General features: G+C 67.3%; 18 protein-coding genes. 14 read left to right on the top strand and 4 right to left on the bottom strand.

Annotated features, from left to right (window positions below):
- Window positions 1–10: 10 nt before the first annotated feature.
- The 3 genes from AC07OY_RS02945 to AC07OY_RS02955 all read right to left on the bottom strand — a co-directional run bounded on the left by AC07OY_RS02945 (window position 11) and on the right by AC07OY_RS02955 (window position 3,280).
- Entirely contained in the window at window positions 11–985 is a 975-nt protein-coding gene (locus AC07OY_RS02945; protein ID WP_495041024.1) for a flagellin N-terminal helical domain-containing protein, read from the bottom strand.
- A 178-nt stretch (window positions 986–1,163) separates the two neighbouring features.
- The gene (locus AC07OY_RS02950; protein ID WP_495041025.1) at window positions 1,164–2,078 is read right to left on the bottom strand and encodes a flagellin N-terminal helical domain-containing protein; all 915 of its coding nucleotides are present in this window, start codon (window positions 2,076–2,078) and stop codon (window positions 1,164–1,166) included.
- A gap of 290 nt (window positions 2,079–2,368) precedes the next feature.
- Window positions 2,369–3,280: a flagellin N-terminal helical domain-containing protein gene (locus tag AC07OY_RS02955; protein ID WP_495041026.1), complete on the bottom strand. Its 912-nt coding sequence runs from the start codon at window positions 3,278–3,280 to the stop codon at window positions 2,369–2,371.
- 441 nt (window positions 3,281–3,721) lie between these two features.
- Here AC07OY_RS02955 and AC07OY_RS02960 point away from each other — a divergent pair, with 441 nt between their 5' ends.
- From AC07OY_RS02960 to AC07OY_RS02995, 8 genes are all read left to right on the top strand, one after another.
- Window positions 3,722–4,180, top strand: a complete 459-nt coding sequence (locus AC07OY_RS02960; protein ID WP_495041027.1) for a tetratricopeptide repeat protein — start codon at window positions 3,722–3,724, stop codon at window positions 4,178–4,180.
- A 224-nt stretch (window positions 4,181–4,404) separates the two neighbouring features.
- Window positions 4,405–4,725, top strand: coding sequence for a flagellar transcriptional regulator FlhD (gene flhD / locus AC07OY_RS02965; protein WP_495041028.1), 321 nt, complete (start codon window positions 4,405–4,407; stop codon window positions 4,723–4,725).
- A 49-nt stretch (window positions 4,726–4,774) separates the two neighbouring features.
- Window positions 4,775–5,311: a flagellar transcriptional regulator FlhC gene (gene flhC / locus AC07OY_RS02970; protein WP_119043339.1), complete on the top strand. Its 537-nt coding sequence runs from the start codon at window positions 4,775–4,777 to the stop codon at window positions 5,309–5,311.
- Between the two features lie 22 nt (window positions 5,312–5,333).
- The gene (locus AC07OY_RS02975; protein ID WP_495041029.1) at window positions 5,334–6,086 is read left to right on the top strand and encodes a class I SAM-dependent methyltransferase; all 753 of its coding nucleotides are present in this window, start codon (window positions 5,334–5,336) and stop codon (window positions 6,084–6,086) included.
- 90 nt (window positions 6,087–6,176) lie between these two features.
- On the top strand, window positions 6,177–7,034 hold the full coding sequence (motA, locus tag AC07OY_RS02980) for a flagellar motor stator protein MotA (RefSeq protein WP_495041030.1): 858 nt from the start codon (window positions 6,177–6,179) through the stop codon (window positions 7,032–7,034).
- A gap of 11 nt (window positions 7,035–7,045) precedes the next feature.
- Window positions 7,046–8,020 (top strand): flagellar motor protein MotB, encoded by a 975-nt coding sequence (motB, locus tag AC07OY_RS02985; RefSeq protein ID WP_495041031.1) that lies wholly within the window; start codon window positions 7,046–7,048, stop codon window positions 8,018–8,020.
- 56 nt (window positions 8,021–8,076) lie between these two features.
- Window positions 8,077–8,469, top strand: a complete 393-nt coding sequence (gene cheY, locus AC07OY_RS02990; RefSeq protein WP_119043331.1) for a chemotaxis response regulator CheY — start codon at window positions 8,077–8,079, stop codon at window positions 8,467–8,469.
- Window positions 8,470–8,498: 29 nt separating this feature from the next.
- Window positions 8,499–9,128, top strand: coding sequence for a protein phosphatase CheZ (locus tag AC07OY_RS02995; RefSeq protein WP_495041969.1), 630 nt, complete (start codon window positions 8,499–8,501; stop codon window positions 9,126–9,128).
- A 57-nt stretch (window positions 9,129–9,185) separates the two neighbouring features.
- Here AC07OY_RS02995 and AC07OY_RS03000 read toward each other — a convergent pair whose 3' ends face one another.
- Entirely contained in the window at window positions 9,186–9,938 is a 753-nt protein-coding gene (locus AC07OY_RS03000; RefSeq protein WP_495041032.1) for a substrate-binding periplasmic protein, read from the bottom strand.
- Between the two features lie 173 nt (window positions 9,939–10,111).
- Here AC07OY_RS03000 and flhB point away from each other — a divergent pair, with 173 nt between their 5' ends.
- The 6 genes from flhB to AC07OY_RS03030 all read left to right on the top strand — a co-directional run bounded on the left by flhB (window position 10,112) and on the right by AC07OY_RS03030 (window position 18,066).
- On the top strand, window positions 10,112–11,287 hold the full coding sequence (flhB, locus tag AC07OY_RS03005; protein ID WP_495041033.1) for a flagellar biosynthesis protein FlhB: 1,176 nt from the start codon (window positions 10,112–10,114) through the stop codon (window positions 11,285–11,287).
- Window positions 11,288–11,393: 106 nt separating this feature from the next.
- On the top strand, window positions 11,394–13,484 hold the full coding sequence (flhA, locus tag AC07OY_RS03010; RefSeq protein WP_495041034.1) for a flagellar biosynthesis protein FlhA: 2,091 nt from the start codon (window positions 11,394–11,396) through the stop codon (window positions 13,482–13,484).
- On the top strand, window positions 13,481–15,151 hold the full coding sequence (gene flhF, locus AC07OY_RS03015) for a flagellar biosynthesis GTPase FlhF (protein WP_495041035.1): 1,671 nt from the start codon (window positions 13,481–13,483) through the stop codon (window positions 15,149–15,151). The genes flhA and flhF overlap by 4 nt, the downstream gene beginning before the upstream one ends.
- Window positions 15,151–15,936, top strand: coding sequence for a MinD/ParA family ATP-binding protein (locus AC07OY_RS03020; protein WP_495041036.1), 786 nt, complete (start codon window positions 15,151–15,153; stop codon window positions 15,934–15,936). Before flhF ends, AC07OY_RS03020 begins: the two co-directional genes overlap by 1 nt.
- A gap of 17 nt (window positions 15,937–15,953) precedes the next feature.
- Window positions 15,954–16,667, top strand: a complete 714-nt coding sequence (locus AC07OY_RS03025; RefSeq protein ID WP_495041037.1) for an RNA polymerase sigma factor FliA — start codon at window positions 15,954–15,956, stop codon at window positions 16,665–16,667.
- A 52-nt stretch (window positions 16,668–16,719) separates the two neighbouring features.
- Window positions 16,720–18,066, top strand: a complete 1,347-nt coding sequence (locus AC07OY_RS03030) for a methyl-accepting chemotaxis protein (RefSeq protein ID WP_495041038.1) — start codon at window positions 16,720–16,722, stop codon at window positions 18,064–18,066.
- The last annotated feature ends 109 nt before the right edge of the window (window positions 18,067–18,175 follow it).

Here is an 18,175-nt window from a genome sequence, read left to right on the forward strand (position 1 = left end):
GGCTTTGGCCTCAGCGCTGCAGCAGTTGCAGCACCTGTTGCGGCAGCTGGTTGGCCTGGGCGACCATGGCATTGCCGGCCTGTTGCAGGATCTGTGCCCGCGACATGTTGGACGTTTCCTGGGCGTAGTCGGCATCCATGATGCGCGAACGGGCCGCGGTCTGGTTCTCGACGGCGACCTGCAGGTTGCCGATCACGGAGTCGAAACGGTTCTGGATCGCACCGTAGGTGGAGCGGGCCAGGTTGACCTGGGCGAGAGCGAAGTCCAGGAACTGGACGGCCACCGAGGGGTCGCCTTCGTCGCCGTTGGCGCCGGTCAGGGGAGGGGGCGCGACAGCGGCGGCGAAATCCACCGCGGCGGTCGGCGGCAAACCGCCGGTTCCGCTGCCGGCGGCGCCCAGGATGTTGATCTTGCTGCTGCTGATGGCCGCTTCCAGGGCGCCGTCGTTGCCGTTGGGCGTGCCGGTCGTTCCTGGGACGGTCGTCAGGATGTCGCTTTGCCCGATGATGATCTGGTCATCCGCCGTCGCGTTGGCGCCGACCTGGAAGGTGAACGACGTTCCCGTCCCGGTCAGGATCTGCGACCCGTTGAAGTTGGTGTTGCGGATCAGGCGGCCGACTTCGGTCTGCAGCTGCGTGAACTCGTTGTTCAGTGCGGACCGGTCCTGCACGTTGTTGGTGCCGTTGGCAGCCTGCACGGCAAGTTCACGCATGCGCTGCAGCATGTCGCCGACCTTGCCGAGCGAGCCTTCAGCCGTCTGCGCCAGCGAGATGCCGTCATTGGCATTGCGCATGGCGACCGACATGCCGCGGACTTGCGTGTTCATGCGCTCGGCAATCGCCAGACCGGCGGCATCGTCCTTGGCCGAGTTGACACGCAGCCCGGAGGACAGGCGTTGCATCGACACCGACAGCAACCCTTGGGAACTGTTCAAGTTCCGCTGGGCGTTCATCGATGCAATGTTGGTATTGATGGTCTGGGGCATTTGAGCACTCCTGCAAACAGCCCGGTTGATTCCGGTGTCGCCGCCGCAGAAACAGCGACGTCATGGAGTGCAATTGTGTTGGCGCTGTTTGCGAGCCAAAGCCGCGAACAGCGCCCAAAACCACGGCCATTAAGGGCCTGTGCCGGCGGTGCCCCCACCGCCGTTCAGCTTCTCTGGATCAGCCGCGCAGCAGCGTCAGCACTTGCTGGGGCAGCTGGTTGGCCTGGGAGATCATTGCCGTGCCAGCCTGCTGCAGGATCTGCGCACGGCTCAGGTTGGCGGTTTCGCTGGCGTAGTCGGCATCCATGATGCGGCTGCGGGCGGCCGACTGGCTTTCCACCGAGACCTGGAGGCTGGAGATGACGGCGTCGAAGCGGTTCTGGGCCGCACCGAAGGTGGAGCGGGCCGTGTTCACCTGGGAGAGGGCCAGGTCGATCTTGGCGACCGAATCCAGCGCGCCCTTGGTGCCCGTGCCGGTGTAGACGTCATAGCTGGCGCCGGTACCGGCCGCGCCGACGAGCAGGATGTCGGTGTTGGCGGCATTGGCGACTTCGGCCAGGGCGCCCTGGTTGGTCGCTGCGGCGGTGGCGGTGTTCAGGATGTCCGCGCCGGTGATCGTGATGATGTCGTTGGCCGTCGCGTTGGCACCCACCTGGAAGGTGGTGGCGGCCGAGCCCGTCAGGATGGCGTTGCCGTTGAAGCTGGTGTTGCTGGACAGACGCGTGATTTCGGACTGCAGCAGCGCGAATTCATTGTTCAGCGCGGTGCGGTCGTCCGTGTTGTTGGTGCCGTTGGCCGATTGCACGGCCAGCTCACGCATGCGCTGCAGCATGTCGCCGATCTTGCCCAGCGCGCCTTCAGCGGTCTGCGCGAAGGAGATGCCGTCGTTGGCGTTGCGGATGGCGACGCTCATGCCGCGAACCTGGGTGTTCATGCGCTCGGCGATGGCGAGGCCGGCGGCGTCGTCCTTAGCCGAATTGACACGCAGGCCCGACGACAGGCGCTGCATGCTGACCATCAGCGAGCCCTGCGAGGCGGTGGTGTTGCGCTGTGCGTTCAGCGAGGCGAGGTTGGTATTGATGGTTGCAGACATGGCGCGTTCCTTTCAGTGCCAATAAGGTGAATCCGAGCCCTGGCAGTCGACGCGGTGGCCGGTAGGGCCTTGTTGCGTTGGCTACGAGCTGGGACCCGTTGAGACCGTTATCGGACGGGGCAAGGAGACGCTTGAGAGTGATCCTGTGTAAAACGGGCCGCTCAATCTCGCGAATTGCGGGGTGATTGGCGGCCTTTTAGGGTGCTTGAGCTGGCGGGCTTTGCCCTCGGGGGTCGACGACGACGGTTGTCGCGCCGGAGCTCAGGGCCAGCGTTGAGGCTGGCCCAGGGTCATCGAAGAAGCGACAGCACTTGCTGCGGTTGCTGGTTGGCTTGGGCGATCATGGCCGTACCGGCCTGCTGCAGGATCTGGGCGCGGCTCAGGTTGGCGGTTTCCATCGCGTAGTCGGCATCCATGATGCGGCTGCGGGCGGCGGACTGGTTCTCGACCGCGGTACCCAGGCTGGAGATCACGGCGTCGAAGCGGTTCTGGGCGGCACCGAAGGTCGAACGGGCCACGTTGACCTGGGCGATGGCCAGGTCGATCTTGGCGACCGAGTCCAGCGCACCCTTGGTACCCGTACCGGTATACACGTCATAGGTCGCGCCGGTGCCGGCGGCGCCGACGGCCAGGATGTCGGTGTTGGTCGCATTGGCCACTTCAGCCAGGGCGCCATCGTTCTTGGCAGCTGCCGTGGCGGTGCCCAGCATGTTCTGGCCGCTGATGGTGATGGTGTCGTTGGCCGTGGCGTTGGCGCCGACCTGGAAGTTGAAAGCCGTCGTGTTGGTCAGCACTGCCTGGCCGTTGAACGTGGTGTTCGTGGTCAGACGGGTGATTTCGCTCTGCAGCTGCGTGAACTCGTTGTTCAGCGCGGTGCGGTCGTCGGTGTTGTTGGTGCCGTTGGCGGACTGCACGGCCAGTTCACGCATGCGCTGCAGCATGTCGTTGACCTTGCCCATGGCGCCTTCAGCCGTCTGCGCCAGGGAGATGCCGTCGTTGGCGTTGCGGATGGCGACATTCATCCCCTTGACCTGGGAATTCATGCGTTCCGCGATGGCCAGGCCGGCGGCGTCGTCACGGGCGGAATTGACTCGCAGGCCGGAGGACAGGCGCTGCATGGAGGCGGCCAGCGAGCTTTGCGCGGAGCCGGCGTTGCGCTGCGCGTTCAGCGACAGCAGGTTGGTATTGATGACTGCGGGCATGATGCTTCCTTTTAGCTAGAGATAACCCGGCAAAGGCGCCGGCGAAGACCCAGGTGCTCGGGTGAGGCACCCGTGCTGCCCACTCAGACCTGCCCTGCTAACTAAATAGGCAAGCCCTTGTGGCTACGCCCGACGCCAGTCAACCGTTGAAGCTCGTCCGCCGCCTGGGCTTTGGACACCACCTCGGCTTTCCAGCCGGACCACGGAACCGTTGCCGGCGCCGTTGCAATGGCTATCGGATGTCTCCACACGTTTCTTGAGGCGCTTTTGTCAAGGGGTGTGATCTTTTGAACAGAGGCTGTCGCAAGGCCTTGTTCATCGGATGGGCCGGACGCAGTTTTTTTGGGCTGCCGACGCCCGGCTTTTCATTGGATCGGCGCAAAAGGGCATCCCTAAAGTCCCATCCATCCCGGCCGATGGCGCGCCGGACTGGAGCCCGCGATGCCCGCCTTGTCTGCCTCGACCCGTCAAAACGTTGTCCCCCTGCCCACGGCCGCACTGCCGGATGAGCCGCTGATGCTGCTGGCCCGTGCCCGCAATGCCGCCTTCGCCGAGGCGGCGCGTGGCAATCTGGGCCAGGGCCTGGGCATCCTGCAGGACGCCCTGCAGGACGAACCCATGAGCCACGACCTGCTGGCTGACATGGGCGCCCTGCTGCTGGCAGCCGGCCGCCATGCGCAGGCCACCGCCTACGCCGAGCGCGCCCTGAAGATCAGCCCGGATCACGGCCCCAGCCTCTACACACTGGGCTTTGCGCTGTCGGGCCGCGGTGACAAGCGCCGCGCCATCGAGATGCTGAGCCGCCTGCAATCCGGGCCCGCCAACGAAAGCCTGCGCGCCGAAGCGCCTGAGCTGCTGCCGGTGGCCATGGTCGAGTTGCAGCGCCTGCGCGGCGCCTGACGCGACAGATTTCACGCCCAGTCCATACCCCGAGGCCCCGCCAGCGCAAGCTGGCGGGGCCTCCGTCTTTGCTGCCCGACGCGCGTGTAGGAATTTGGCTGACAAGGGCTTCCTGTCAGGGTGACGCTGCGCACCGACGCAGCCTGATATCGAGAAAACAGCGGGGTCAACACAATCCGTTTCACTGATCCGCAACACCCCTCTACCTCTGAACGGAAGCCGCCATGAACACCGACCAAATGCTCGCCGAGATCCGTGAAGCCAACCTGTCCTACCTGATGCTGGCCCAGAGCCTGATTCGCGCCGACCGCGAGCAGGCCCTGTACCGCCTGGGCATCAGCGAAGACACGGCCACGCTGATCGGCACGCTGAGCCCGGCGCAGATCATGAAGATCGCTTCCGGCAACACCCTGCTGTGTGCTTTCCGCATGAGCGACGACCTGGTGTGGGGCCTGCTGACCAACCACAGCAAGCCCGGCGCGAACGAGAGCGTGTCCCGTCTGCACGCTTCCATCCTGATGGCCGGCCGCCACGAGCACGCCTGACCTCACGACCCCTTCGCTGCCCAACAGTTCACAGATTCCGGAGCCCACCATGCGCGTCAAGAGCATCCTCACCGAAGCCAAGCAGATCGACCGTGCCGTTCAGCTGATCCACCTCGGTGCCCGCCTGCAGGTGCTGGAATCCGAAACCGACCTGTCCTACGAGCGCCTGCTGCGCCTCTACAAGGAAGTGAGCGGCAAGTCGCCGTCCAAGGGCCAGCTGCCCTTCTCGACCGACTGGTTCATGACCTGGCAGCCCAATATCCACGCCAGCCTCTTCCTGAACATCCACGAGTACCTGAACAAGGCCGCGGCACTGGATGAGATCGACACCGTGATCAAGGCCTACCAGCTCTACCAGGAGCAGACGACGGCCCAGGGCCTGGAAGCCATGCTGTCCGTCACCCGCGCCTGGCGCCTGGTGAAGTTTGTCGACAACGGCATGCTGACGCTGACCAAGTGCTCCAAGTGCAACGGCCAGTTCGTCACCCACCCGCATGAGACGGCCCGCCATTTCGTATGCGGCCTGTGCAACCCCCCGGCACGCGCCGGCAAGGGCCGCGCCCAGGGCTCCATCCAGATGCACTAACTAATAAGGCGACACTGTCGCCATGTGGATCACCCGTTGGCCGCTGCCGGCTCTGTTGAGCTGGTTGGCGGCCTGGTTCATTTACGCGGCTGCACTTTGGGCCGGCCTGTCGCCCGGGCCGGCATTGGCGCTGGGCGCCGCCATCGCCGCCGGGCTCGCCTGGCTGAATGAAGCGCGCTGGCGCCGCCTCATCGTCGCCCTGGGTTTTCCGGCCTCGGTGCTGGCCCTGGGTTGGCAGGGCGGGGCGTCTGGGCTGCTGTGGCTGGCGCCGCTGGCCCTGCTGTGGTGGCTCTATCCGCGCCGGACCTGGTCCGAGGCGCCGCTCTTTCCCACGCCCCGTGGTGCGCTGCAGCAACTGCCGGCGCTGGCACCGCTGCCGTCCGGCGCGCGGGTGCTGGACGCCGGCTGCGGCGTCGGCGACGGCCTGCGTGAACTGGTGCACATCTACCCGCAAGCCCGGGTCGAGGGCGTCGAATGGAGCCGGCCGCTGGCCTGGCTCGCCCGGCTGCGCGTGCGCAGCGCCTGCGTGCGCCAGGGCGACCTCTGGGCCGACAACTGGGCGCCTTTCAGCCTGATCTACGTCTTCCAGCGCCCGGAATCCATGCCCCGCGTCTGGGCCAAGGCCTGCGCCGAGCTGGCGCCGGAGGCCTGGCTGGCCAGCCTGGACTTCGCCGTGCCCGGCGTCATGCCGGTGGCGAGCTGGCAACTGCCGAGCGGCCAGAACGTGTGGCTTTACCGCCCGGTACGGAATGGGGCGGCAAAGCCCGCCAATTGAGTGCATGAGGGCGGCTTCATCGCGGCATACTTTGCTCAAGCCCCCCGGCACCGGGCCGATATGGCCTGAAGACCCCCAACTCAACCGCGCATGTTCGTCATCATCGGCTGGGCCATCTCCATGGCCTGCATCTTCGGCGTGTTCATCGCCCACGGCGGGAACATCAGCGTCATCCTGCATGCGCTGCCATGGGAGATGATCACCATCTTCGGTGCCGCCATTGGCGCCTTCCTGGCCAACAACCAGATGAAGGTGGTCAAGGCGACCGCAGCCGGCTTGGGACTTTGCTTCAAGGGCAGCAAATACAGCAAGGCCCGCTACATGGAGCTGCTGGCCCTCATGTACGACATCCTGCAGAAGGCCCGCAAGGAAGGCCTGATGTCCATTGAAAAGGATGTCGAGGATCCGCACAGCAGCCCGCTGTTCCAGAAGTACACCGTGGTGGGCAACGACCACCACGTCACCGAATTCATCACCGACTACCTGCGCATGATGGTGTCGGGCAATCTGAACGCCCATGAGATCGAGTCGCTGATGGACAGCGAGATCGAGACCCACCACCAGGAAGAGCATGCGGCCGTTGCTGCACTGCAGCGCCTGGCGGGCGGCCTGCCGGCCTTCGGCATCGTGGCCGCCGTGCTGGGCGTCGTGAACACCATGGGCTCGGTCGGCCAGCCGCCGGCGGTGCTCGGCGGCATGATCGGCTCCGCCCTGGTCGGTACCTTCCTGGGCATCCTGCTGGCCTACGGCTTCGCGGAGCCCCTGGCCGGCCTGCTGGAGCAGAAGGTCGAGGACGCCGGCAAGGAATTCCAGTGCATCAAGACGACGCTGCTGGCCAGCATGCAGGGCTATGCGCCCCAGGTGGCCATCGAGTTCGGCCGCAAGGTGCTGTTCTCCGGTGACCGCCCGAGCTTCTCCGAGCTCGAAGGCCATGTGAAGAAGAAGTAGCGGATCTCCATATGGCCGGTGACGCCAAGAAGCTCCAGCCCATCATCATCAAGAAGGTGAAGAAGGGCGGCCACGCGGCCCATGGCGGCGCGTGGAAGATCGCCTATGCCGACTTCGTGACGGCCATGATGGCCTTCTTCCTGCTGATGTGGCTGCTCGGCTCCACCACCGAGGGCGACAAGAAGGGCATCGCCGAGTTCTTCCAGTCGCCGCTGAAGGTGGCCATGACCGGCGGCTCCGGCTCCGGCGACTCCTCCAGCATCATCCGCGGCGGCGGCAAGGACCTCACCCGCGAGACCGGCCAGGTCAAGGAAGGCGAGAGCGCGGCCAAGAAGTCCAGCTACACCCTGCGGGCCCTGAAGGAAGAGCAGCGCAAGGCCGAGAAGTCGCGGCTGGAGCAGCTCAAGACCAAGGTCGAGGAAGTGCTGGCCGAGAACCCCAAGCTGGCGGCCCTGGGCGGCCAGATCCGCCTGGACATGACCAAGGAAGGCTTGCGCATCCAGATCGTCGACGAGGGCAACCGGCCCATGTTCGACAGCGGCAGCGCCATCGTGAAGCCCTATATGCGCGAGCTGCTGCGCGAGCTCGGCAGCGTGCTGACCGAGGTGCCCAACCGCCTGACGGTGGAAGGCCACACCGACGCCCAGGCCTTCCCGGGCGGCGACAAGGGCTACAGCAACTGGGAGCTGTCGGCCGACCGCGCCAATGCGTCGCGCCGCGAACTCGTCGCGGGCGGCCTGTCGGAAGCCCGCATGCTGCGCGTGCAGGGCCTGGCCGCCAGCAAGCTGCTGGACGCCAAGGACCCCAATGGCGCACTGAACCGGCGCATCAGCATCATCGTCATGAACCGCGATGCCGAGGACGCCGTGCTGAAGAACGTGCCCGACGAGCCCGAGCCCGATGCAGCGCCTGCGCAGGCCGGGCCCACGCAAGTGCCGCAGAACGGAAAAATGCCGCAAACTCAACCGCCGGCGCCGGCTCGCTAGAAACTAGACTGCGGGCTGACCCCTGAAATCCAGCCTGCCCCGAAGAGAGGATCGCCATGAGCGCTGACATGAAATTCCTGGTCGTCGACGACTTCTCCACCATGCGCCGCATCGTGCGCGGGCTGCTGAAGGAAATCGGCTACAACAACTGCGAAGAGGCAGAAGACGGCGTCGAGGCGCTGAACATGCTCAAGGGCGCCAAGTTCGATTTCGTCGTCAGCGACATCAACATGCCCAACATGACGGGCTTCGAGCTGCTGAAGGCCATCAAGGAAGACCCCAACCTCAAGCACCTGCCGGTGCTGATGGTGACCGCCGAGGCGCGCAAGGAAGACATCGTGCTGGCTGCCCAGTCGGGCGCCGCGGGCTACATCGTCAAGCCTTTCACCAAGGCGACGCTGGAAGAAAAAGTCCTCAAGATCATGCAGAAGCTGGCTGCGGCCGCCTGACAACAACAATCAAGGGGACCGCCATGTCAATGGATCAGTTGGACCAATTGGCCAAGGCCCAGGAGCCGCTGCTCGTCTCGCCCGAGGTCTTCCAGCAGCTCGGCACCATCACCCGCACGCTGCATGACACCATGCAGCGCCTGGGCGTCATGCCCAAGCTGCAGGTGGCCACCGACGGCCTGCCCGATGCGCGCAGCCGCCTGAGCTATATCGCCGAGAAGACGGCCGCCGCCGCCGAGAAGGTGCTGAACTCCGTCGACCAGGCCAAGGCCGAGCACGCCGGCATCAGCAAGGCCACCACCGAGCTGGCCGCCGCCATCGTGGCCGATCCGGTGCGCGCGGTCGCCAGCGGCGCCGTGATGAACTTCGTCAAGGATGTCGAGAACCGCACCAGCAGCATCGACAACCACCTGACCGACATCATGCTGGCACAGGACTTCCATGACCTGACCGGCCAGGTCGTCGCCAAGGTCGTCAAGCTCGCCAACGACCTGGAAGACAGCCTCGTCAAGCTGCTGGTGCAGGTCGTGCCGCCCGAGCAGCGCGAGAAGGTCGACCCCACCATCCTGCAGGGCCCGGTCGTCAATGCCGAAGGCCGCACCGACGTCGTCACCAACCAGGGCGAAGTCGACGACCTGCTGGCCAGCCTCGGTTTCTGACGCGCCCGCCGCTGCGCATCAAGCCCGCCCTCCGGCGGGCTTTTTCTTTTCCCTGCCCTAGTCGGGCTGGGCCTCGGGCACCAGGTCGCGGATGGCCTGGTTGAGTTTTTCAACCACCTGCGGCGGGACCAGCTGGGAGCAGGCCAGGTAGCGCAGCTCGCCGCGCGGCATGTCGGCGAACTCGATGCGCACCAGGGGCAGGGGCGTGAATTCGGGGTCCTTGCGCAGCCAGCCGAGGTCTTCCTCGTCGATCAGCATGAAATCGACCCGGCGGACGCCCACCATGCGGGCCAGCTGAAGCGGCGTGATCTGGGCCTTCACGGGCGGTTTGGGTGCCGCCGCCAGCAACTGGTCGAGCTGCTGGCCGTAGGACACCCCCTCCATCGCGCCGGGCTGCAGCGAGGGGTCGGCGAACAGCTGGGCGATGCGTCCCATGGCCCGGATCTGCGCGGCGACGCTGGCATGGGCCAGCACGACGTGAGGCTTGTCGCGGTGGATGGGCAGGGAGAAGCGGGCGAAGGCCTCGCGCTCGGGGTTCTTGTACAGGCCCGGCGAGCACAGCGCCGCCTGGTTGGCCTGCAGATGCTGCAGGGTGCGGCGGATGGGCACCTCGGCATAGCGGGCCTCGAGGCCGGCGCGCTTGAGCAGCCGGGCGGTGCGCTCCATCAGGAAGCCGGCCGGCTTGCCGTCCACCGTGTGGCTGTAGGGCGGCTTGTCGCGGTACTCGATGGTCAGCGGCTGGGCCCGCGCCACGGCCGCGCCGGCGCAGCAGGCGGCGATGACGGCAGTCAGGCGGGCAGGGCGGCACATGGCCGCCAGATTAACGCCGGCTGCCGCCATGCCGCCACCCTGGAGCGGCAATCCTGCACATCTGGGCGGCAGGCGCGCCGCCGGGCGGGGAATAGCGGGCCCGCCACCCCGCTTTTCTCGCTCAAGTTTCGGGGGCGGCCTCGAACAATGCTGGCCAGCGCTGCAACACCACCATGGCCGACCACGACGCACAGGATCGCAACTTACCCGCCTCGCCCAAGAAGATCGAAAGATCCCGGGCCGAGGGTCAGCTGCCGCGTTCGCGCGACCTGCCGCATTTCGCCATGATGGTCGCTGGCGGCGCCGCCCTGGCCGCCATGGGCCCGCAGATCATCGAGAAGCTGCGCCAGACGCTGGTCAGCGGCCTGCACTTCGACGCCCGCCTGCTGGCCAAGCCCGGCGTCATGGGCGAGCACCTCGCCACCATGACCCTGGCCTTTGCCATGGTCGCCGGCCCGATCGCGCTGTTGCTGATGATCGTCGGCATCGCCAGCAACCTGGCCAGCGGCGGCTGGAACTGGACCATGAAGCCGCTGGCGCCCAAGTTCACGCATCTCAACCCCATCGCCGGCATCGGGCGGCTCTTCAGCGGCCAGGGCTTCGGCGCGGCGCTGAAGGCCGTGATGCTTGCCCTGGTGCTGGGCATCGTCGGCGCCATGGTGCTGAAGGACCGCCTGGCCGCCTATGTCGGCATCATGTCCGTGCCTCTGCCTTCGGCCCTGGCCTACGCCGGCCAGCAGCTGATGGGCGGCCTGGGCCTGCTGGCGGTGGCGCTGGCGGTGTTCGCCGCCATCGACGTGCCGCTGCAGCGCCAGCTGTGGCTGCGCCGCATGCGCATGACCCGGGAAGAGGTCAAGCAGGAAATGAAGGAGGTGGAAGGCAACCTCGAGATCAAGGCCAAGGTGCGCGCCAAGATGCGCGAGATGGCCAAGCGCCGCATGCTGGCCGCCGTGCCCCAGGCTGACCTGGTGGTCATGAACCCGACCCACTATGCCGTGGCCCTCAAGTACGAGGAGGGCAAGATGGCCGCGCCCAAGGTGGTGGCCAAGGGCGCCGACCTGCTGGCCATGAAGATCCGCGACCTGGCCAAGGAGAGCAAGGTGCCGGTGCTTCAGCAGCCCGTTCTCGCCCGCGCCCTCTACGCCCACGCCAAGGTCGACCACGAGATCCCCGCCGCCCTGTTCGGCGCCGTGGCCCAGGTGCTGGCCTATGTCTACCAGCTGCGCGCCGCCCTGGCCGCGCGCAATGCGACCCGCCCCGACATGCCCAAGCCGCATGTGCCGCCGGAGCTCGACCCGCACAACAAGCCGGGCTGGGCGCCCGATCCCGAGGAAGACTTCACGGAGTGAGCGCCGCGCGGCGTGCCGGGCGAGAACAGCCCGGTTTTCCCGCCGTTTCTCCGGCTCAAGTTTTCCGGGCCGCCACGAAGAATGCGGTTGAGACCCGACCTGCCGCATGAACCAGCTCACCGCCAAACTCCAAGCCCTGCTCGGCCCGCGTGCCGGCGTCATCGCCGCCCTGGGCGCGCCGATCGCCGTGCTGCTGGTGCTGGCCATGATGGTGCTGCCGCTGCCGCCCTTCGTGCTGGACCTGCTGTTCACCTTCAACATCGCGATGGCGGTGATGGTGACCATGGTGGCGGCCAACATGATCCGGCCGCTGGACTTCGCGGCTTTCCCGTCCGTGCTGCTGCTGACGACGCTGATGCGCCTGTCGCTGAACGTCGCGTCCACGCGCGTGGTGCTGCTGGAGGGCCACACCGGCACGGGCGCCGCCGGCAAGGTCATCGAGGCTTTCGGCCACTTCCTGATCGGCGGCAATTTCGCCGTCGGCCTGATCGTGTTCGCCATCCTCGTCGTCATCAACTTCATCGTGGTGACCAAGGGTGCCGAGCGGATCGCGGAAGTTGGTGCGCGCTTCACCCTGGATGCCATGCCAGGCAAGCAGATGGCGGTGGACGCCGACCTGAACGCCGGCCTGATCAACGAGGCCGAGGCCAAGCGCCGCCGCGCCGAGCTGTCCGACGAAGCCGACTTCTTCGGCTCCATGGACGGTGCCAGCAAGTTCGTGCGCGGCGACGCGGTCGCCGGCATGCTGATCCTGGCCATCAACATCGTCGGCGGCTTCATCATCGGTGTGGCCCAGCACGGGCTGTCGGCCGGCCAGGCCGCCAACAGCTACATCCTGCTGGCCGTCGGCGACGCGCTGGTGGCCCAGATCCCGGCCCTGTTGATCTCGGTCGCCGCCGCCATGGTGGTGTCGCGCGTCGGCACGGACAAGGCCATCGGCAGCCAGATCGGCAAGCAGGTGTTCGGTTCGGCCAAGAGCATCGCCATCACGGCCGGCGTCATCGGCGCCCTGGGCCTGATTCCTGGCATGCCGCACGTCGTCTTCCTGCTGATCGCCGCCGGCCTGGGCTATCTGGCCTATTGGCTGCGCAGCAAGGAGCAGGCCGCCGAGGCCGCCAAGGCCGTCAAGCCCATCATGCCGCCCAGCGAAGGCGCCGGCGAGGCCAGCTGGGAAGACCTGGTGCCGGTGGACACCCTGGGCCTGGAAGTCGGCTACCGCCTGATCACGCTGGTGGACAAGAGCAAGGAGGGCGACCTGCTGAGCCGCATCAAGGGCGTGCGCCGCAAGTTCGCGCAGGAAGTCGGTTTCCTGCCGCCGCCGGTGCACATCCGCGACAACCTCGAGCTGCGCCCCAGCCAGTACCGCATCTCCCTGCGCGGCGCCGTCGTCGGCGAGGCCGAGGCCTACCCGGGCATGTGGCTGGCCATCAACCCCGGCCACGCAACGCAGAAGCTCATCGGCACGCCGACCACCGACCCCGCCTTCGGCCTGCCGGCGGTGTGGATCGAAGAGCGGCAAAAGGAGATGGCCCAAATGAGCGGGTTTACGGTCGTTGATTGCTCGACCGTGGTGGCCACCCACCTTTCACACTTGATGCAAGTGCACGCGGCCAAGTTGTTGGGTCGCGTGGAGACGCAGGCCCTGGTGGAACACCTCACCAAGCAGGCGCCCCAATTGATCGAAGACGTGATTCCCAGAATGGTCAGCATCGCCACCCTGCAACGCGTTCTCCAGCTGCTGCTGGAGGAAGGCGTGCACGTTCGCGACATGCGCTCCATCGTCGAATGCCTGGCCGAGAACGCCAGCGCCGTCACCGACCCGGTCGAGCTGGCCCGCCGCATCCGCACCCATATCGCGCCGGCCATCGTGCAGCAGATCTACGGCAGCACCAAGGAGCTGGACGTCATCGCGCTGGAGCCCGAGCTCGAGCGCCTGGTCACGCAGGCCCTCAATTCGCCGCATGGCGCGGCTCTGGACCCCGGCGTCGCCGACACCCTGGCCCGCCACGCCGCCGAGACGGCCCAGAAGCAGGAAGACCGCGGCGTGCCCGCCACGCTGCTGGTGCCCGACATGATCCGCGCCCCCATGGCCCGCCTGCTCAAGCGCGCCGCGCCCCGACTCAAGGTGCTCGGCCACAGCGAGATTCCTGAGACCCACACCATCCGCATCGGCTCCATCATCGGAGGCACAGCATGAACGTCCGTAAATTCACCGCCCGCTCCTCGCGCGAGGCGTTGGCCCTCGTCAAGCAGGCCTTCGGTCCCGACGCGGTCGTGCTGTCCAACAAGAACGTGCCGGAAGGCGTGGAAGTGCTGGCCATGGCCCCGGAAGGCATGGGCCAGATCGAGCAGATGGCCACCACGGCGCCGCGCGCCGCGGCCCGTCCGCAGGTCGCGCCGCCGCCCACCATGCCCCAGCAGCCCGCCGCCCGTGCCAGCTTCTCCGACCGCGCCTCGCGCCAGGAGCCCAGCTTCGGCAACCCCGAGGTGGGTGGCGACGTCGAACAGCTGGCCATGAGCACGCTGAGCTTCCAGGACTATGTGCGCGAGCGCGTGCTGCGCCGCCGCCAGGCCGAGATGACCGGCCAGCCTGATCCGGTCGCCGCTGCAGCCCAGCGCATTGCACCGCCGCCGACCCAGCCGGCCGCGACCTCGCTGGACGCCGCCCGCGCCCGCCGCGAGCAGCGTGCCACCGAAGCCATGGCCGCCCTGGCACCCAAGCGCGCCGCGCCGCCGCCCACCGTGCCCCAAGCCAAAGCCCAGGCGCGCCCCATGCCGCCGGTGCTGCGCGACGAGATCCGCATCCCGACCGCCACTGCCCAACGCGCCGTGCCGCAGCTGAGCGACATCGGCAGCAGCGTCGCCATGGAACCCATGCCCCTGCCGGGCCAGCCCACCGCCACCCAGCGCAGCCAGATGGACATGGCCTCCGAGCTGCGCCAGATGCGCGGCCTCATCGAGGAGCGCTTCTCCTCGCTGGCCTTCATGGAAAAGCTGCAGCGCCAGCCGGTGCAGGCCCGCCTGACGCAGAAGCTGCTGGAGCTGGGCTTCTCGCCCGCCCTGGTGCGTAAGCTGGCCGAGAGCTGCCCGTCCGACTTCCGCGGCACCGAAGTGGCCGACGAGACCGCCTGGGCCGCCCATGTGCTGTCGCGCAACCTGCAGACCGACGAGGCCGCCCCGGCCATCGAGGACCGCGGTGGCGTGTTCGCGCTGATCGGCTCCACCGGCGTCGGCAAGACCACGACGACCGCCAAGCTGGCCGCCCATTTCGCCACCAAGTTCGGCGCCAGCCAGCTCGGCCTGATCACGCTGGATGCCTACCGCATCGGCGCCCACGAACAGCTGCGCGCCTATGGCCGCATCCTCGGCGTGCCCGTGCACACCGCCCACGACCGCGCTTCGCTGGATGACCTGCTGGACCTGCTGTCCAGCAAGAAGCTGGTCCTCATCGACACCGCCGGCATGGCCCAGCGCGACAGCCGCACGCAAGAGCTGCTGGAGATGCTGGCCCACCCCAGCATCAAGAAGCTGCTCGTCATCAACGCAGCCCAGCAGGGCGAGACGATTGAAGACGTCGTCACCGCCTGGAAGGGCGCCGCCTGCGAAGGCGTGGTGCTCAGCAAGATCGATGAAGCCGTCAAGCTGGCCCCGGCCCTGGACACCCTGATCCGCCACAAGCTCAAGGTGCTGGGCGTCGCCAACGGCCAGCGCGTACCGGAAGACTGGCACCGCCTGCCCAGCGCCGCCCTGGTGCAGCGCGCGCTCAAGGGTGCCGCTTCCGGCGCCTGGCGCATGGACAACACGGATGTCAACCTCATCTTCGCCGGCGCGCCGCTGACCGAAGGCATGAGGGCCATCCACTGATGACCATCGTGCAAGACCAAGCCCACACCCTGCGGCGCCTCTTTGCCGCCTCCAAGACCCGCTTCGTGCCGGTCGTCAGCAACCCGCGCGTCATGGGCGCCGGGGCCCTGCTGGAGGGGCTGTGCGCCGCTTTCGCTGAATTGAACCTGCAGACCCTGGTCGTCGACGCCGGCGAGCACTCGCCCAAGCCTTCGGAACTGGCGGGTGTGGACCTGTCCAACTGCATCGAGCGCCTGTCGCCCAAGGTGTCCTACCTGGCCGCCCGCGGCCTGCCGCTGCGCCACATCAATGCCCATGGATCGGCCGCCTCCTTCCTGGAAGCCGTGGCCGACGCCGCGCCGGAGGCCGACGTCATCCTGCTGCATGCGCCGGCGGCCGAACTGGCCCGCGTCGTCGCCCTGCGCGAGGTGCGCCCGCTGTTGCTGGCCGACACCGAGCCCGCCAGCGTGACGGAAGCCTATGCCGGCATGAAATGGCTCACACAACGGGCTGGGCTGATGGTCTACAGTCTGCTCATGGCCTGCCACCCTCAGCTGCGCGTGGCCACCCGCATCGCGCAACAGCTTCATTCCTGCGCCGACGGCTTCCTCGGCGCGGTACTGCGCGACTGGGCCTGCCTGGACCCCCGAGCCTCCCAGAACGTACCGCTCACGCCCGAGCTGCGCCATCTCGCCCGCGAGCTGCTGCTTGCGGCCCCCCCGGGAGCGGCCGTCGATGCCGCCTCCGACGCGACCCCGCTGCGCCCGGCGCGCACGGCGTCTTCCCCCTTCATCGCAGCGCATTGATCTCGCCGGAGACCACGATGTACACGCCCAAAGGCCGCCTCGACAACAGCTCGCTGATCAAGCAGTACAGCCCGCTGGTCCGACGCCTGGCGCATCAGATGATCGCCAAGCTGCCGGCCAACGTGGAGGTGGACGACCTGATCCAGGTCGGCCTGATCGGCCTGACCGACGCGCTGTCCCGCTTCGATGCCGAGCAGGGCGTGCAGTTCGAGACCTTTGCCACCCAGCGCATCCGCGGCGCCATGCTCGACGAGCTGCGCGGCGGCGACTGGATGAGCCGCGGCACGCGCCGCCAGCAGCGCGAGATCGAAGTCGCCGTGCACAAGGTCGAGCAGCGCCTCGGCCGCGCGCCGCGCGAGGACGAGATCGCCGCCGAAATGGGCTTGCCGCTGGCCGAATACCAGGAGCTGCTCGGCAAGGTGCGGGGCACCCAGCTGGTCTATCTGGAAGACATGTCGGGCGACGACGGCGACAACGACTATCTCGACCGCCATGTGGCCGACGAGAACAGCAATCCCGTCGCCCAGCTGCAGGACCACCGCATGCGCGAGGCCCTGGTGGCCGCCATCAAGAACCTGCCCGAGCGCGAGCAGTATGTGATGAGCATGTACTACGAGCACGACATGAATCTCAAGGAGATCGCGGCCGTGCTCAAGGTCACGGAGTCCCGTGTCTGCCAGTTGCACAGTCAGTCGATTGCAAGGTTGCGCGTTAAGCTGCGTGACTGGTAATCCACGGGGCCACTCCTTGCCGAGCCCCGGCCAATAGAGCGGGGACAAACGCATGTTCAAGTGGCCCAAGGGCGGAGGATCCACCCCCGCCATCGCTCGCGACGAGCCCGATCGTCGCGATGACAGTGCAGCGTTGAACGTCGTCAAGCGACTCGCCCGCTCCATTTCCACCGTCGGCAAGGACGCCGCCGAAGTGCGCGGCGCCCTCGAAGACACCCAGCGCATCGTGCAGGCCCAGAGCCAGGCCATGCAGGCCCTGGCCCAGCAGCTCAACCAGATCGGCCAGGCCCAGAACGCCATCGCTACCGCCACCGCCCAGAGCGCGGCGGCCGTGCAGCGTGCCCGCGGGGCCTTGGGCGTCGTCGGCGGCGAGGTGGTCGGCATGGCGTCGACGCTGGCCCAGGTGTCGGATGCCGCCGCCGAGATCACCAAGATTTCCCTGCAGACCCGGCTGGTCGCCTTCAACGCTGCCGTCGAGGCCAAGCATGCCGGCGATGCCGGCCGCGGCTTCGCCGTCGTCGCCGAAGCCGTCAAGGCGCTGGCGGGTCAGGTCGAGGGTTCGTCCAAGGCCATCGTCAGCGCCATCGCCAGCCTGCAGGAGCGCATCGACCGCTTCAGCGCCGAGCTGACCGAGAACGCGGCCAAGCCCAGCCAGATCCACGCCGCCTTCCATGAGGTCGAGCAGGACGTGCAGCGCATCTCCGTTTCGGCTGGCGAAAGCGGCCAGCAGATGAGCCTGCTCAACGAGCGCGCGCATGAACTGGAGCGCGAGGTGTCCGAGGCCTCGCATGGCCTCAAGGTGGCCTTCGACGGCAGCGACCGCTTCCTGCGCATGTCCGAGGAGCTCGTCGAGCAGATCGCCGAGAGCGGCGTCGAGGTCGACGACATGCCCTTCATCCGCACGGCCCAGCAGGCGGCCGACGAGATCGCCGGCCTGCTCGAGGATGCGCTCAAGAGCGGCCAGATCAGCGAGGCCGACCTCTTCGACCAGAGCTATCGCCCCATGGAAGGCACGCTGCCCCAGCAGCACACGACGCGCTTCTGCCAGCTGACCGACCGCCTCTTCCCGGCTGTGCAGGAAAAGACCCTGGGTTTCAGCGACAAGATCGTCTTCTGCATCGCGGCCGATCGCAACGGCTATATCGCGACGCACAACCGCAAGTATTGCCAGCCGCAGCGTCAGGGCGACACGGTCTGGAATACGGCCAACAGCCGCTACCGCCGCATCTTCAATGACCGCACCGGCCTGGCCTCGGCGCGCAACACCCGGCCCTTCCTGCTGCAGACCTATCGCCGCGACATGGGCGGCGGCCGTTTCGTCGTGCTGAAGGAAGCCGCGGCGCCCATCACGGTCAACGGCAAGCACTGGGGCGGCCTGCGCCTGGCGTTCAATTTCTGAACTGAATTTGGGCCGGCTCGGCGAGGTGGAGTCGGACACAAGCAGTCCCTGCGGACTGCTTGTGCCTACGGAACGCCATGGGCCTCTGGCTCATGGCAGGCCCAGCGCT

This window comes from Roseateles sp. GW821-FHT09H10 (assembly GCF_059415865.1).